Origin of the sequence: Anaerotruncus sp. DFI.9.16 (genome assembly GCF_024461615.1) — a bacterium.
Lineage (GTDB): Bacteria > Bacillota > Clostridia > Oscillospirales > Ruminococcaceae > Anaerotruncus > Anaerotruncus massiliensis.
Genome location: NZ_JANFZX010000002.1, coordinates 135,786 through 151,470 on the forward strand (window position 1 = coordinate 135,786; position 15,685 = coordinate 151,470).

At 61.1% G+C, this 15,685-nt stretch carries 14 protein-coding genes and 1 riboswitch; of the genes, 6 read left to right on the forward strand and 8 right to left on the reverse strand.

What is annotated here, in order from left to right:
* The first annotated feature begins 184 nt into the window (after positions 1 to 184).
* Together NE609_RS02505 and NE609_RS02510 are read left to right on the forward strand one after the other, a co-directional pair.
* On the forward strand, positions 185 to 976 hold the full coding sequence (locus tag NE609_RS02505) for an HAD-IIA family hydrolase (RefSeq protein ID WP_256151593.1): 792 nt from the start codon (positions 185 to 187) through the stop codon (positions 974 to 976).
* A gap of 35 nt (positions 977 to 1,011) precedes the next feature.
* A complete protein-coding gene (locus NE609_RS02510; protein ID WP_256151594.1) occupies positions 1,012 to 1,812 on the forward strand; it encodes a class I SAM-dependent methyltransferase in 801 nt (266 codons plus the stop codon).
* Positions 1,813 to 1,862: 50 nt separating this feature from the next.
* Here NE609_RS02510 and NE609_RS02515 read toward each other — a convergent pair whose 3' ends face one another.
* Both NE609_RS02515 and NE609_RS02520 read right to left on the reverse strand, forming a co-directional pair.
* A complete protein-coding gene (locus NE609_RS02515; protein WP_101552251.1) occupies positions 1,863 to 2,126 on the reverse strand; it encodes a metal-sensing transcriptional repressor in 264 nt (87 codons plus the stop codon).
* Between the two features lies 1 nt (position 2,127).
* A complete protein-coding gene (locus tag NE609_RS02520) occupies positions 2,128 to 4,677 on the reverse strand; it encodes a heavy metal translocating P-type ATPase (RefSeq protein WP_256151595.1) in 2,550 nt (849 codons plus the stop codon).
* Positions 4,678 to 4,853: 176 nt separating this feature from the next.
* On the opposite strand from NE609_RS02520, the gene NE609_RS02525 reads away from it, so the two are divergent.
* From NE609_RS02525 to NE609_RS02535, 3 genes are all read left to right on the forward strand, one after another.
* Complete coding sequence (locus tag NE609_RS02525; RefSeq protein ID WP_256151596.1) at positions 4,854 to 5,660, forward strand: amidohydrolase family protein; 807 nt, start codon at positions 4,854 to 4,856, stop codon at positions 5,658 to 5,660.
* A 398-nt stretch (positions 5,661 to 6,058) separates the two neighbouring features.
* Positions 6,059 to 6,559, forward strand: a complete 501-nt coding sequence (locus tag NE609_RS02530) for a small multi-drug export protein (protein WP_256151597.1) — start codon at positions 6,059 to 6,061, stop codon at positions 6,557 to 6,559.
* Between the two features lie 34 nt (positions 6,560 to 6,593).
* The gene (locus NE609_RS02535) at positions 6,594 to 7,982 is read left to right on the forward strand and encodes a lipopolysaccharide biosynthesis protein (protein ID WP_256151598.1); all 1,389 of its coding nucleotides are present in this window, start codon (positions 6,594 to 6,596) and stop codon (positions 7,980 to 7,982) included.
* A 311-nt stretch (positions 7,983 to 8,293) separates the two neighbouring features.
* On the opposite strand, the gene thiT is transcribed toward NE609_RS02535, so the two are convergent.
* From thiT to NE609_RS02550, 3 genes are all read right to left on the reverse strand, one after another.
* Positions 8,294 to 8,866 (reverse strand): energy-coupled thiamine transporter ThiT, encoded by a 573-nt coding sequence (gene thiT / locus NE609_RS02540; RefSeq protein WP_256151599.1) that lies wholly within the window; start codon positions 8,864 to 8,866, stop codon positions 8,294 to 8,296.
* A 62-nt stretch (positions 8,867 to 8,928) separates the two neighbouring features.
* Positions 8,929 to 9,040, reverse strand: a riboswitch (TPP riboswitch).
* Between the two features lie 122 nt (positions 9,041 to 9,162).
* Positions 9,163 to 10,416 (reverse strand): hypothetical protein, encoded by a 1,254-nt coding sequence (locus NE609_RS02545; RefSeq protein ID WP_121586088.1) that lies wholly within the window; start codon positions 10,414 to 10,416, stop codon positions 9,163 to 9,165.
* Between the two features lie 461 nt (positions 10,417 to 10,877).
* On the reverse strand, positions 10,878 to 12,101 hold the full coding sequence (locus NE609_RS02550) for a hypothetical protein (protein WP_256151600.1): 1,224 nt from the start codon (positions 12,099 to 12,101) through the stop codon (positions 10,878 to 10,880).
* A gap of 550 nt (positions 12,102 to 12,651) precedes the next feature.
* Here NE609_RS02550 and NE609_RS02555 point away from each other — a divergent pair.
* Entirely contained in the window at positions 12,652 to 12,873 is a 222-nt protein-coding gene (locus NE609_RS02555; RefSeq protein ID WP_256151601.1) for a helix-turn-helix domain-containing protein, read from the forward strand.
* Positions 12,874 to 12,969: 96 nt separating this feature from the next.
* Here the strand turns inward: NE609_RS02555 and NE609_RS02560 are convergent, their stop codons facing one another.
* The 3 genes from NE609_RS02560 to NE609_RS02570 all read right to left on the reverse strand — a co-directional run bounded on the left by NE609_RS02560 (position 12,970) and on the right by NE609_RS02570 (position 15,571).
* Positions 12,970 to 14,154, reverse strand: a complete 1,185-nt coding sequence (locus tag NE609_RS02560) for a hypothetical protein (protein WP_256151602.1) — start codon at positions 14,152 to 14,154, stop codon at positions 12,970 to 12,972.
* Positions 14,155 to 14,389: 235 nt separating this feature from the next.
* Positions 14,390 to 15,013: an AAA family ATPase gene (locus tag NE609_RS02565; protein ID WP_121586092.1), complete on the reverse strand. Its 624-nt coding sequence runs from the start codon at positions 15,011 to 15,013 to the stop codon at positions 14,390 to 14,392.
* Positions 15,014 to 15,103: 90 nt separating this feature from the next.
* Positions 15,104 to 15,571 (reverse strand): nucleoside-diphosphate kinase, encoded by a 468-nt coding sequence (locus NE609_RS02570; RefSeq protein WP_256151603.1) that lies wholly within the window; start codon positions 15,569 to 15,571, stop codon positions 15,104 to 15,106.
* Positions 15,572 to 15,685: the final 114 nt, after the last annotated feature.

Sequence of the window (15,685 nt, forward strand, 5' to 3'; positions counted from 1 at the left end):
TTCGCGCCATCCAACCCTCCGCAATTTTGGGGAGTCCTCCAAAAGTTTTTCCAAAAAAAGTAGAATTTTTATTTGCTTTTTTGGATCGCGATTTGTGGAGAATTCACTATACAAATTCTTCTATTTGCGGTATAATGGACTCGGACAGTTGTAAAATACACCCATATCCTAAGGAGCGTAACAGATGCTTCCCGATAAGAAACTCTTCCTCTTCGACATCGACGGAACGGTCGCCATCGACGAAACGCTGATCGACGGAAGCCGCGAGCTCTTCTCCCACATCGATTCGATCGGCGGCAAGTCGATCTTCATCACCAACAATTCCACCAAGGGCGTCCGCGACTACATGGAAAAATTCCGCCGCATGGGGGTCGAGACCGACGAAAGCAATTTCATCACCGCCTCCTACGCGGCGGCCATCCATCTGCGCGCCCACTACCCGGGGAAAAAGGTCTTCCTGCTCGGCACCCGCTCCTTCGCCGGGGAGCTGCGTGCGGCGGGCGTCGATGTGACCGAGACGCTCGAGCCGGGCATCGCCTGCGCCGTCGTCGGCTTTGACAGCGAGCTCACCTACCGCAAGGTGGAGCTCCTCTGCGAGCTGCTCCTCACCCGTCCGGTCGACTACCTGGCCACCAACCCCGACCTCTGCTGCCCCGTGGGGTTCGGCGCGGTGCCCGACTGCGGCGCGATCTGCAAAATGATCGGCTGCGCGGTGGGCCGCGAGCCCCTCTTCATCGGCAAGCCCAACCGCGTGATGGTCGACCTCTGCCTGGGGGCCGCCGGCTTCTCCCCCGACGAAACGCTCGTGGTCGGGGACCGGCTCTACACCGACATCGCCTGCGGCGTCAACGCCGGCGTGGACACCGCTGTCGTCTTTACCGGCGAGGCGAAGCCGGAGGACATCCCCGCCTCCCGCTGGCAGCCGACCTGGCAGTTCCCCGACGTGCGCGCGCTGCTGAACGCGCTGCGCGAATAGACTTGAGAAAATCACACGAGCACGGAGGAACCGACATGGACTATATCCAGAATAACAAGGCCGCCTGGGAGGAGGCGTTCGAGCACCGGAAGCCCGGTTGGGGCGAGAACAACCACGAACGGCTGCTCGACGAACATCTTCCCTTCTTCTGCGCGGACGTGGCAAGGGAGCTGGAGGCCGTCGACTGGAGCGGCAGGGCGGTCGCCCAGTTCTGCTGCAACAACGGGCGCGAGCTGCTCTCCCTCCTGCGCCTCGGCGCGGCGAGCGGGACCGGCTTCGACATCGCGGAAAACATCCTCGCGCAAGCGGCCGAAACCGCGAAAAAGGCGGGCGTCGGCAACTGCCGGTTCGTCGCCTGCAACATCCTCGACATCCCGGAGACCTTCCACGGCGGCTTTGACTTCGTCTTCTTCACCATCGGGGCGATCACCTGGTTTCGGGACCTGGGACCGCTCTTCCAAAAGGCGGCGGACTGCCTGAAGCCGGGCGGCCGGTTTCTGCTCCACGATTTCCACCCCTTCATGAACATGCTGCCCATGCCCGGCGAGCCCGCCTTCGACCCGGAGCGCCCCGACCGGGTCGCCTACTCCTATTTCCGCCGGGAGCCCTGGCTCGAAAACGAGGGGATGGGTTACCTTTCGGAGCGGTACGCCTCCAAAACCTTCACCAGCTTTTCACACACGATGGCTGACATCGTCGGCGCGGTCAGCGCGGCGGGGATGCGCGTTGAAAAGCTGCGGGAGTTCGATTACGACGTTGGGCTGACCGACGCCTACGACGGGAGGGGGCTGCCCCTCTCCTTCCTGCTCACCGCCGAAAAGGACCGCGCGAAGTGAGTTTCCCGCGGTGAAAAACCCCCGCCCCGGTACCCGGGGCGGGGGTTTTGTCATCTCACCAGTTTGTCGAGCAGCGCGGCGATCTCCTCGATCTTTTCCTCCGCCGCGCCGTTTTCGCACGCGTCCCGCACACACCCCTCAAGATGCGCGCGAAGCACCTCCCGGTTGGCGCGCCCCAGAATCGACTCGGCCGCCATGATCTGGTTGGAGACGTCGATGCAGTAGCGGTCCTCCTCCACCATCTTGAGGATGCCGTCGATCTGCCCGCGCGCCGTGCGCAGCAGGCGGGCGACCTGTTCCCTGTCCGCCCGCATATCAGCTCAGCGAGACGACGTCGTAGCCCGCGTCGGTGACGGCGGCCTTCATCTGCTCGTCGGACACCCTGCCCTCCGTCTCAATGGAGGCGGTCTTGGCCTCGAGGTCGACCTTCGCCGTCACGCCGTCGAGCGCGTTCAGCGCCTTTTCCACCCGCGCGGAGCAGTGTCCGCAGCTCATGCCTTCGATCACCATCGTCTTTTTCATGGAAATGATTTCCTCCTTTTGGTTGATTTTTTCTCGCTGATTACTATTTGTATTGGAAGCCGCAGCCCTCCGCGGCTGGAACAGCTTGAGGCGCAGGGCGTTCGAGACGACGCACACCGAGCTTAAACTCATGGCCGCCGCGCCGAACATCGGATTGAGCTTCCAGCCGAGCACCGAGAAGAAGACGCCCGCCGCCAGCGGGATGCCGATCGAGTTATAGAAGAACGCCCAGAAGAGGTTCTGCTTGATGTTGCGGATGACCGCGCGCGACAGGTCGATGGCCGTCACCGCGTCGAGCAGGTCGCTCTTCATGAGCACCACGTCGGCCGATTCGATCGCCACGTCGGTGCCCGCGCCGATCGCGATGCCCACGTCCGCGCGGGTGAGGGCGGGCGCGTCGTTGATGCCGTCGCCCACCATCGCAACCTTGCGGCCCTGCTCCTGCAGCTTGGCGACCTCCCGCTCCTTGTCCTGCGGGAGCACCTCCGCCACCACCCGGCCGATGCCGAGCTGCTTCTGGATGGCGGCCGCGGTGCGCTTGTTGTCGCCGGTGAGCATCACCACGTCGACGCCCATCTGTCCGAACGCCTCGATCGCCGCGCGGCTGGTCGGCTTGACCGTATCGGCCACCGCGACCACGCCGAGCGCCTTGCCCTCGCCGGCAAAGTAGAGGGGGGTCTTGCCCTCCCCTGACAAGGTCTCGCCCTTTTCAGCGAAATCACCGAGCTCGATGCGGTTTTCCTCCATCATCTTGCGGTTGCCCGCGAGGTAGCGGACGCCGCCCGCCTCGGCCGCGACGCCCTGCCCCGCGACCGCTTCAAACCCCGTCACGGCGCGCAGAGAGAGGTTCCGCCGTGCGGCCTCTTCTACGATCGCGGTGGAGAGCGGGTGCTCCGACGGCTTTTCCACCGAGGCGGCGATCGTCAGCAGCTCCGTCTCGGAGAGGCCGTCCGCCGTCCGGATATCGGTGACGCGCGGTTTGCCCTCGGTGATCGTGCCCGTCTTGTCGAGCACGACGGTGTCGATCGTGTGGGCGGTCTCGAGCGCCTCGGCGGATTTGATGAGGATGCCGTTTTCCGCGCCCTTGCCGGTGCCGACCATGATCGCCACCGGGGTGGCGAGGCCGAGCGCGCAGGGGCAGGAGATGACGAGCACCGCGATGCCGATCGAGAGCGCGAACTCCACCGTATGCCCGAGCAGCAGCCAGGTCACGGCGGCAATCACGGCAATGCAGATGACCACCGGCACGAACACGCCGCTCACCTTGTCGGCGAGCTTGGCGATGGGGGCCTTGGAGTTGGCCGCGTCCTCGACGAGCGCGACGATCTGCGCGAGGGTGGTGTCCGCGCCCACCTTGGTGGCGCGGAATTTAAAGTAACCGGAGCGGTTGATCGTCGCTGCGATCACCCGGTCGCCCGGGCCCTTGTCCACCGGGATGCTCTCCCCGGTGATCGCCGATTCGTCGACCGCGGCGCTGCCCTCGGTGATCTCCCCGTCGACCGGGATGCTCGCGCCCGGCTTGACGATCAGCAGGTCGCCCACCGCGACCTCCTCGACCGGGATCTCCGCTTCGACACCCTCCCGCTCGACGAGCGCCGTCTTGGGCGCGAGGTCCATCAGCTTGGTGATTGCCTCGCCCGTCTTGCCCTTCGAACGGGTCTCGAGGAATTTGCCGAGCGTGATGAGCGCCAATATCATGCCCGCCGACTCGAAGTAGAGGTCCATCGAATACTGCTCCACCAGGGCGGTGTCGCCGTGCCCGAGCCCCCAGCCGATCATGTAGATCGCCACCACGCCGTAGATCATCGCCGCCGCCGAGCCGATCGCGATCAGCGAATCCATGTTGGGCGCGCCCTTGAAGAGGGTCTTGAAGCCCACCTGGTAGTATTTGCGGTTGACGTAGGCGATCGGAAGCGTCAGCAGCAGCTGGGTGAACGCGAAGACGAGCGCGTTTGCCGTCCCGTGCAGGAAATGGGGCAGCGGCAGGCCCATCATATGCCCCATCGAGATGTAGAAAAGCGGGATCAGGAAAACGAAGGAGACGATCAGCCGCCGCTTCATGTTGGCGATCTCGGCCGCCATCGGGTCGGCGGCGGGCGCCGCCTTCGCCTGCGGGCGGGATGAAGCCGCGCCCGCGTGCACCGAGGCTCCGTAGCCGGCCTCCTCGACCGCATGGATGACGGCGGCGTCGCTCGAGGCCGTCTCGTCGTAGTCGACCGCCATATTGTTGGAGAGCAGGTTGACCGTCACCGACCGGACGCCCGGGACCTTCGCCACGCTCTTTTCCACGTGCGCCGAGCAGGCGGAACAGGTCATGCCCGTCACATCGAATTTTTGCTTCATGGCTTTCATCCTTTCGATACCCCCCGGGGGTGGGGGTGGGTCTGCTACTATTCTATACCGATTTTATCCACTTGTCAAGGGGTTTGCGCGCTTTACATCGGTAACGCGATGATGTATAATAAAACCTGCCTTATCTAAGATTCCCGGAACCATCCGGATTTATAGGGGGAAACACCATGCTGATCGACTTTCACACCCACATCTTCCCCGACGCGCTCGCCGCAAAAACGCTGCCGCGCCTCTCGCACATCGCCTACGACAGCCCCTACTACACCGACGGCACCGAGCGCGGCGCGCTCGACGCCATGTCCGCCTGGGGCGTGGACCGCGCCGTCGTGTTGCATATCGCCACCAAACCCGGCCAGCAGAAGACCGTCAACCGCTTCGCCGCCGAGGTGCAGGCGCGCAACCCGAACATGCTCTGCTTCGGCACTGTGCATCCGAAGGACCCCGGCGCGGCCGACGAGATCGCCGAAATCAAGGCCGCCGGCCTCTGCGGCGTCAAGCTGCACCCCGCCTATCAGGCGTGTTATTTCGGGGACGAGGCGTATTTCCCAATCTACGCCGCCATCGAAAAAGCGGGGCTGCCGCTCCTGCTCCACGCGGGGCGCGACCCCGTCAGCAAAGAGAATTTCGCGCCCGCCGACCAGATCGCGTCCGTCGCGCGCGCCTTCCCGCGCCTCGCCATCGTCGCCGCGCACATGGGCGCGCTCGGCCAGGCGGAGTCCGCCTCCGCCCATCTCTGCGGGCTGCCGAACGTCTATTTCGACACGGCGATGAGCTCCGTCTACCTCGAGCCGGACGAGTACCTCCGCCTCATCCGCAAGAAGGGCGCCGACCATGTGCTCTTCGGCACCGACTGCCCCTGGAACACCGTCGAAAACGAGCTCGGTATGCTCGAGCGCCTCGGCCTTACCGAGGAGGAACTCGAGGACATCAAGTGGCGGAACGCCGAGAGGCTGCTGCCCCAGGGGGACTTTTGAAAAAGTCCCCCTGGACCCCGAAAACTTTTAACAGGCCCGCCGCCCCGCGCCGCCGTCCGCGCGACCCATGCGGCAGAGCTGAAAAGCAGTCCCCCCGGACCCCCCAAAAAACTTTCAGCAGGTCCGCCGCCCCGCGCCGCTGCCCGCGCGCCCCATGGGGCAGGGCTGAAAGAAGTCCCACGAAACCCTCAAAACCTTTCGCGAACCCGCCGCGCGGTTTGCCGCAAGCATGTCCAGCCCCCGGCCCGCCCTGCGGCCGGGGGCTTCGTCTTTTTGCACGGAAAATCCGGCGCGGCGCGCGAATTTACAATATTCCATTGTCTTTTGCACATAATTTGATTATAATATGATTCTGCAATGGTATTTTTATCCGGGTTTTTCCGGGCATCGGAGGATTTATGCAGCAGCTAACCCAACAGCTATTTGAATTTCTGTCGGGCGCGGGCCGTGAGCTGGCTCTTTTTATCATGTCGATGGTGCCGCTCATCGAGCTGCGCGGCTCCATTCCGCTCGGCGCGCTCTTCGGAATGGACTGGCCGACCGTCTTTGTCATCTCGGTCGTCGGCAACCTGCTGCCCGTCCCGTTTATCGTGCTTTTCGGCAGGCCGCTCTTCCGCTGGCTCAAGTCCACGCGCCTGCTTTCCGGGCTTTCCACCCGCATCGAAAACCGGCTCATGGCAAAGTCGGACAAGGTCACCCGCTACGAGTCGATCGGGCTCTGCCTCTTCGTGGCCGTGCCCCTGCCGGGCACCGGGGCGTGGTCGGGCGCGGCGATCGCCGCGCTGCTCGGGATGCGTATGCGCCCCGCGCTGCTCTCGATCACGCTGGGCGTACTGATCGCCGGGGTCATCATGACGGTGGGGTCCTACGGGCTGCTCGGCTTTTTGAATCTTTTCTGACGGCTGGTCAAATGAACGGAAAGGGGGCGGCGGTATGGACAAGTATAAAAAGCTGCTCTCCAACACGCTGATCTTCGCAGTCGGCACCTTCAGCTCGAAGGTGCTTGTTTTTCTGCTCGTTCCCTTCTATACCCGCGTGCTTGCTCCGGGAGAACTCGGCGACGCCAACCTGCTCGCACAGACCGCCAACCTGATCATCCCGCTCGCGTCGATCGGCATGTCCAACGCCATCATCCGGTTCGGCATCGACCGCGCCACCGACAAGCGGGACGTCTTTACCGGCGCGCTCGCCGCCATTTTTTCCGGGTATGTGCTCCTGCTCGCCTTCTATCCGCTCCTCTCCCGCGTTGAGATGCTCGAGGGCGGCGCGCCGCTCGTCTACCTCTATGTGCTCACCTCCTGCATGCGCTCCCTCTGCGCCCAGTTCGTGCGCGCCAAGCAGTTCATCAAGCTCTATGCCTTCGACGGGGTGCTCAGCACCATTTTGGTCATCACCTTCAACATCATCTTTCTGGTGGTGTTCCACCTCGGCCTCACCGGGTACTTGCTCGCCACCATCGTCGCCGATTTCCTCTCCTCCGTCTTCCTTTTCACCATCGCGGGCCTGCGCCGGTATATCCGTTTCCGGGGCTGCGACTGGTCGGTGCTCGGCTCGATGCTGCGCTACGCCGTCCCCCTCATCCCCGCGAATATCTTCTGGTGGGTCACCAACGCCTCCGACACCTATTTCATCAAATACTACATCGGTTCGGACGCAAACGGCCTGCTCACCATCGCCTACAAGGTCCCCACGATCATCAACCTGCTCTCCGGCATCTTCACCGACGCCTGGCAGATGTCCGCCTTCACCGAGGACGGACCCGGGCGCACCCGCTTTTTCAGCAACGTCTTCGCTGCCTATCAGGCGTTTATCTTCTCCGCCGCCTCGGGCCTGCTGCTCTTCAGCAAGTTCGTCATCCACATTCTTGCGCACGGCGAATACCTGGAGTCGTGGAAGTATACCCCCTTCCTGCTGCTGGCCACCTCCTTCTCCTGTTTCGTCACCTTCCTGGGCAGCATCTACATGACCGAGAAGAAGAGCGTCGCCACCCTCGTCACCACCGCGCTCGGCGCGGGCGCAAACGTCATCCTCAACGCCCTGCTCATCCCCCGCTTCGGCATCAACGGCGGCACCTTCGCCACCTTCGCCAGCTACCTCATCGTCTTTGCCGTGCGCATCGTCGACACCCGCCGCTTCATCAAGCTCCACTGGAGCCCCTTCAAGCTGCTGCTCAACCTCGCCATCCTTCTCGGCCAGACGTGGGTGCTCCTCAACCTTGAGACCGGCTGGATCCTGCCCGAGGCCCTCCTCTGCGCCCTCCTGCTCGCCCTCAATTTCCGCCAGATGCTCGCCAACGCGCAGAAAATTCTGAAGAAGCGGTAGCCAAAGGGAACTTTTGAAAAAGTTCCCTTTGGAAACCCTCAAAACGTTTGGTTCAGGCGACCTGTGACAGCTTTCCTTGGAATCTCTCAAGACGTTTCGTTCGTGTTTTGGCCCCGCCACGGCCCCGTCTCACGGGCCGCGAATGCGGGGAGGACGCGCGGCCGGCCTGATTAAAGTCTTTGGGCGCTTTCTTCAGAAAGCGCAAAAACGAACGCCCGGCTTGACGCCGGGCGTTTGGCTTTTCCGTCCTCCCGCGAAAGCGCAAAAAGGATCCCCCGGCTGACGCCGGGGGATCCTTTTTTCCGTCCTTCTCAGGCAGCCGCCGAGCTTTTGCCGGCCAGCTTCTGGAAGTCGATAAATTTGACGAGGAGGGCGACGACGACGGAGGTGGTGATCATCTCGCCGATCATGATGGGGCCGTTGACGGTGAGGGAATAGATCCACACGGGGGTACCCTCGGGGGCGTAGCTTCCCCAGACGATGATGCCGGAGAGGAAGCTGCAAAAGAAGCGGCAGAAGACAACGACGATCGAGCCGACCGCCGCGCCGAGGGGCTTCTTTTGAAAGCGGCGGGCGACGGGGCCCGCGAGGCCGAGGATGCCGAAGGCGACCACATAGTCGAGCAGGATGAGGGCGACGAACATGCCGAAGGACTGGACCGGCGGCGGATAGAAGCCCTCGAGCATCTGGAGCAGCGAATAGGCGAAGGAGGTGAAGAGCGCCCACCGGGTATCGTACATGAGCGAAATGATGATAATCGGGGCCATGCTCGCGGCGGTGATCGAGCCGCCGTTCGGGAAGTGGTAGAACTTGATCATCGAAAGCAGCAGCGCGAGCGCCAGCATCAGGGCGCTGTGGGTCAGTTTGCGGGTGGTTGGCTTCATGGTGGTTTCCCCTTTCCACTTGTTTTTTCCAAACAAAAACGCCACAGATAATCCCTGCGGCGTAAAAGGAGAAACGCTCTTCCTACGCTGGCATTACCCAGATCAGGTTTTCGGGTCAGCGCGGCAATACGCGCTATCTCAGCCGGCTTGACGCCAGCCCCCCGTTACGTGGCTTATTCTGTTTGCGGTATTTATTATACATCATCCGGACGGATTTGTAAAGTCCGAGGAAAACAAAACAAACGGGGACGGGCATACGCCCGTCCCCGTCCGCTCTAATCAGCCTCTTTGTAAAATTACTTGGAGAGCTTCTTGGTGACCATGGTGCCGGCAGCCGCCAGGGAGGCGATCGCAGCCATGACAGCGACATTGATCATGTCGTTGGCACCGGTGGTCGGGTTGTTCTTGTCGGTGTTCTCTTCCTTGTCGGAGCTGGAGGAGTTGTCGTTGTCGACCTCGGTCACGACGGTGCCATCCTTGATGAGCTCGTTGGTGACGAGGAAGTTGTCCAGCTTGTTGGTGCGGAAGGAGAGGGTGTTCTCATCCGCGTCGAAGGTCGCGTTGATGCGGTAGAGCTTGCCATCCGCATAGCGGTAGGTGTACATCTTGTCGAAGTCGTCGACAATGTCGTCAACGTCGAGAGAGAGCTTACCGGTGCCGGAGAAGGTCGGCTTGGCGCCGAAGGTGAAGAATTTGAAATCCTGATCCGGGAACTTCGAGAGAACTTCCTTGATACCCGCGTTGGAGTGGGTCAGGTTCTTGGTGGACTCATCGCTCACGTTGACGGTGAACTCCCAGCCGTTGCCCGCGAGGGTGACGTTCTTGTAGTCGTTGATCTTCGCGATCTTGTTGAACTGGGAAGCGGTGATGACCGGGTTGCTGTTGTCGATTTCGACAGTGTCGCCCTTGTCGAGGCTGTCGATGTAGTCGCCGCCCATTTCCTCATAGCCGTACTGGAATTTGACTTCCTGGCTGAAGACCGGCAGGGTGGTGGACTTCGGGGTCAGCTTGACGTTGTACTTGACATCGACAGGCTTGGTGGTCATGGTGTCGCGGGACTCAACGTACAGGTAGTACTGGCCCTTGTGCTCCTCGATCTCGAAGCGGCTCATACCCTTGGTGGAAACCTTGGAGTAGCGGAACTTGAAATCCTTGATGTTTTCGTCGGTGATCTTGACAGACTTGCCGTCAACGATCATGGAAACCGGGAACTTGTACTCGGTGCCGGGCTCGAGGATATCGTCGCCCAGGACAACGCCGTCTTCGTCGGCGCCGATCGCAATGCCGGTCGCATCCTTGAAGTCAACGTCGGTCACGACATCGGAAGAAGTCGCATCAGAGGAAGTCTCGGAAGAGGAAGCCTCGGAAGAGGACACTTCGGAAGAAGAAGCCTCAGAGGAGCTTTCCTCGGAAGAGGACTCGGACGAGGATTCTTCGGAAGACGAAGAGCTCGTGGGATCCTCCAGGGTGGTGATGTCATCAGCCAGAGCGGTCACGCCGATCGACAGAGTCGTAGCGGCTGCAAGCATCATAGCAAGCACTTTTTTCATGGTATTGGGTTCCTCCTGAAAAATAGTTTCGATCCTCCGGCTCAGCACATCCGAGCCGCTTGGAACGAGACTGAGTATATCCGAGAATCAAGCACTTTTCAAGAGGTTTTTGTTACCAAATTGTAATAATTATCGTGCATATTGCACATCAAATCGCATATAATAATTTCATTTTTTGATTTTTTCAGCAATTTCTAGATATTAGTTATGCAAAATGGAAACGCAAATGCAGGAATTCTGTCAATCCCATGCAACCGTCGCGCATATCCGCCGCGAAAATGGAGATGCGGCAAAATTTGCCGCGTGCAAACGCGGAAAATCGAATGCGCAATGCCGTTTGGTTCCCGAAAACCGAAAACGCAAATGCCTTTGCCCACGCGGCTGGACAAAATCGCCGGCGGCCGATTCCGGCCGCCGGCGCTGTTACAGTCTTTCTTTCATACGCGTACGCGCGCGAATCCTTATCTGCGTTTTCTCGTAAGCGCGAACGCCGTCGCGGAAGCCGCCGCGAGCATGACCGAAACGCCGACGGCGTCGTGGGAACCGGTCGGCGCGGGCGCGGGTCCCGGCTTGGGCGCGGGGGGAGGGGTCTCCTCCGTCTTCTCGATCGGGGGGGCCTCTTCGATCCCGCCCCAGTCGAGCTCGAGGTCGCGGTCGGAGATCACATAGGTGCCGAGCGAGCGCACGCGGATTTTCCACCCGTCGATGCCCGCCTCGGTGTCGTCCTCGTCCGCGTAGGTCATCCGGTCGGTCAGATCCTCGAGGTAGCCGTCGCTGTCGACCAGGTAGATGTGCACGTCGCGCGGGCGCACGTCGCGGTAACGGGAGCCGTACCAGTCGTAGCAGTCGTTCCACGGATTGTAGAGGGTCAGCGTCGCGCGGGAGGTCGAGTCGATCGACGGGCTCCCCACAAAGGTGCGGAAAAAGAGCTCCGCGTTGACCGGGTCGCCGTACTCCTCGTAGATGTCGCGGTCGATCTTCGTGGACAGCTTCGCGTAAAATTTGCGCGAATCGTCGTCGGCCTCAAATTCGAGGCAGGCCACGTCGTCGTCCGCGCCCCAGGAAATCGTGTTGCGTTCGTTGGAGATCGGGTTGAAGACGACGTTCTGTCCCGCTTCGATGTCGGCGTAGTCGCCGTCCTCCACGGGGTTGTCCACCCACAGCTCAAACCGCGTGTTCGCAATGTCGCCGCTCTCCCAGCGGTCGCCGTCGTCCGCGTGGCGCGCCTTGAAATAGACGTCGAAGGTGACCTTGCGCTCCTCCGTCCTGGTCGTTTCCTTGAGCTTGATCTCAATATAATTTTTCCGTCCGCTGCCGTCGAGGTTCTTGGTCACCAGCTTGACGGAATCGAGCAGGCTGCCGTTTTTGTCGCGGTCAAGGCGGAAATTGAACTCGCCGCTGTCGGCCAGCTCGTCCGCCGAAACATTGTGCGTCGTGTCGCCGTCATTGAGAAAATTCGTGCCGTCGCCGATTTCGATGTAAATTTTTTTGCCCGCGGGCACAAAGTCGGCCGACACCTTGTCGCCAAAGGCAAAATTGTAGTCGCCCACGACCGAATCGCCGTCCGCGTCGTAGGCCTCCCCGGTGAGATGGGTATCCGTCGTGATGCTGTACGCCAGCGCGCACACGCCCGCGAAGCTCCCCGCGAGCACCGCCGCCATCAGCACTGCCAACATCTTTTTCATCGTCCAGTCCTCCCTCGCTGTCACGGATTCCGGGGCCTGTTTTTCTGTCGCCCCTCCGTGCCACCAGTGTACCACACGATAACCGTCTTTGCAAGATTTCGTGCAGAAGAACGGGAAAGCGAACCGCCCGGCACAAAGCCGGGCGTCCGTTTTGCGCTTTCTGAAGAAAGCGCCCAAAGACTTTGATCAGGCGAGCCGCCGCCCGCCCCGCATCCGCGGCCCGTGAGACAGGGTTATGGAGGGGCCGGGGCGAAACACGGGCGGCGTGTGCGGAAAGCCGCCGCGCCCCGCCTGCGCCAAACGTTTTGAAGGATTCCAAAGGGAACTTTTGAAAAAGTTCCCTTTGGTCACAATTCCATCATCGTCCGCGCACCCTTGCGGAAGGCGGCTTTATAACAATGCCAAGCAAAATGATTGTAAAGCCGATCCCGATGGTCAAGAGTGTCATTGAAGCCATTCCCACGCCTCCTTTCCCTTTATCATACACAGTTTCCGTGTATGCGTCAATACACAGATTCTGTGTACATATAATAAAGGCAGGGGTGATGTGATGCGGTTGAGATTATACGATATCCGCGATGAACATCATAAGCTGCAAAAAGAACTTGCGGAGTATCTGCATTGTACACAGCAAACTTATTCGCGGTATGAAATCGGCGAGGTTGAGCCGCCCCTGTCCGTTATGGAAGCGCTTGCCTCCTATTATGGGACAAGCGTGGATTATTTGATGGGCCTTACAGACAGGCGTGCCCCATATCCCCGCAGCAAATAAAGGAAGGCATGACGGCGCGTCATCCCTTCCTTTTTATTTTTTGCTTCTCTTCCGGCACGCGCGGCGCATCAGGCAGCCTGCCGCACTCCGTCTGCATCAAAAGCTTTGAGGGGGTTCCTGGGGGAACGTTCTCGAAAGTTCCCCCAGGCCGGTGTTCGGGATGGCCTTCCGGTTCGCGTTCACGCTGATCTCGGGCGCTTCGGGCGGCGGGTCGGGGACCACCGAAACGTCCAGCGCAACGTCGGAGATGATATAACAGCCGAGGGTCCGGGTGCGGGTGCGCCAGCCGTTGATCTCGTTGCCGTCCTCGTCATAGTCGAGATAGGTGAAGATGCCGGTGATGTCGCTGAGGGTTCCGTCCGCCTCCAACTGGTAGATATGGCACCCGGCGGGATCGGGCTGGTAGTCCTCGTCCTCCCACGGGTTATAGAGGATCAGCGTGGCGCGGGAGGTGGAGTCGGCCGCGAGCGCGCCGGTGAAGTCTCGAAAATAGAGGTCCGCTTCGGCCGGGTCGCCGTAAAGCCCGTAAATATCGGGGTCGATCCGGGTGGAGAGCTTCGCGTAAAACTTGTCCGCGTCGTTGCTCGCGGAAAAGCTCACCGAGGCGATCCCCTCCCACTCGGCGGTATTTTTGTCGTTCGAGACGGGGCGGTAAACGACCCCCTCCCCCGCTTCCAAATCGGCGTCGCCTCCCGACGCCTCCTCGCTCGCGATCCACAGGGTGAGGCGCAGCAGCGCATAGTCGCCCGTGCCGTAGCGGTCTCCGTCCTTTCGCGCGGAAAAGGTGAGGTCGGCCACCGCCTTCTGCTCCTCGACCGCCTCGCTCTCCGCGATCTCGATCCGCAACCAGGAGCTGCGCGGGCCGTCCCCCAGCGATTTCTCGCCGTACTGCTTGATCTTCAGCAGGCTGCCGCCCGGGCCGCTCTTGTCCGCCTTGAGGCGGAACAGCCCGCTGTCCGCGAGCTCGTCGGCCGTCGCGGCCGCGCCCATCGCCTCCGCGGAAACGTCCCACAGCGCGGTCGTATCCGCCGAGCCGCTTTCGCCCAGGCAGAGGTAGACCGTCTGGCCGGGGGCCACTTCGAAGGTGTAATTGCCCGCGTCGCAGCTGGCGGGCCCGCTCGATGCGACCGCGATCCCATCTCCGTCGACAAGCTCCGCCTCGCCGCCGCGATTGAGTTGTACCGCGACCGAACCGTTGCCGGACGACGCGGCGCCGGCGGACGCGGTCCCGGTGGCCAGCGCAGCCAGCAGGGCCAGCAGCAGGCAGAGCAGACGTTTCATGTTGGGCTTCCTTTCCGAAAAATGCTTTTTCAGGCTTCTTTTCCTTATTATATCCCGGACGGGTGGAAAAAGTCAACGGATTTTGTAACCAAATTGTAATCTTTTTCGCAAAATCTGTAACCAATCCGTAACTTTACTTCCATTTTTTAGGATATATTTTCCCAATTTGTGAACTCAATGTAAATAAAAACAGGATGCGGCCGAATGGCCGCATCCTGCCCGATCCGCCTGTTCGTCAGGAGAGCTTGATGTCGAGATAGGATTTTACGAGCGCGACGCACTTGTCCCAGCCGAGAACCGCGCTGTTGATGCACAGATCGTAATTGTCGGCGTTCTTCCAGTCGTTCCCGGTGAAGCAGCGGTAATAATCGCTGCGGCCCTTGTCGGTGCGCTGGATGAAGCGCCGCGCCTCCTCCGCGTCAAAATCGGGGTGGAGCTCGATCGTCTTTTCGATGCAGTAGTCGATCGGCGCGTGCACATAGATGCGCAGGACATTGTCCAGGTCGCGCAGGATGAAGTCCGCGCAGCGCCCGACGATGACGCAGCTCTCCTTCTGCGCGAGGTCGCGGATGACCTTGGCCTGATAGTTCAGGAGGTTCTGCACAGAGGTGAAGTCGGGACTCTCCGGCGGGAGCACCTCCCCGGTATAGAGCGGCTTTCCGGGCTTGATCAGCGGTTTCTTTTTGATCTTCTCATCCACCTGCGCAAAGAGCTCGGCGCTGATGCCGCTTTCGACCGACGCGCGGACGAGCAGCTCCTTGTCATGGTAGCCGATGCCCAGCTCCCTGGCGAGCATCCTGCCGATCGTCTTGCCTCCGCTGCCGTACTGCCTGGCGATCGTGATGACGTAGTTTTTCATCTTCTCCCTCCGTCCCTCACAAAATTTGGTCGGTTTCCCCGCCTATAGTATAGTCGATTCGCCCGCCGAAATCAAGACGGACCCCCGGCCTCAGAAGTACCGTGCCGCCACCTCTCCGCCGAACCAGAGCGCGGTTTCGATCCGCGCGTTCTCCGCGCTGTCGCTCGCGTGGATGAGGTTCTGGCAGCTGCGGTTTTCGCGGCCGCATTTCTCGTAGGAGTCGCACCCCAAATCGCCCCGGATGGTGCCTTTGTCCGCGTTGGCGGGGTTGGTCGCGCCGACGATCCTGCGGATGTCGGCCACGAGGTCGGGGCTTTCGCCGCGCACGACCATCGGCAGCACGTATTTGTCGTTGAAATAGTCGAGCATCTTGCGTTTGAAGTCGGGCCCCAGCTCGGCAAAGACCTGCGCATAGTGCTTGGAGAGCAGCTCCTCGCCCGCCTTGGTGCAGCCGAGCCGCTCGATATCCACCCCGCCGCGCCGCAGGTAATCCATGATCTCCTCCACAAGCCCGCGCTCCAGCGCGTCGGGCTTGAGCATGATAAAGCTGTAATGCATCTGTCCGGCACTCCTTACTATCGTTATTTTTTTAGCGCATATAGCATAGCACCTTTTCCCCCGTTTGGCAACTCCCGGACACAAAAAAACCGCGCGGCGCCCTATGGCGCCGCG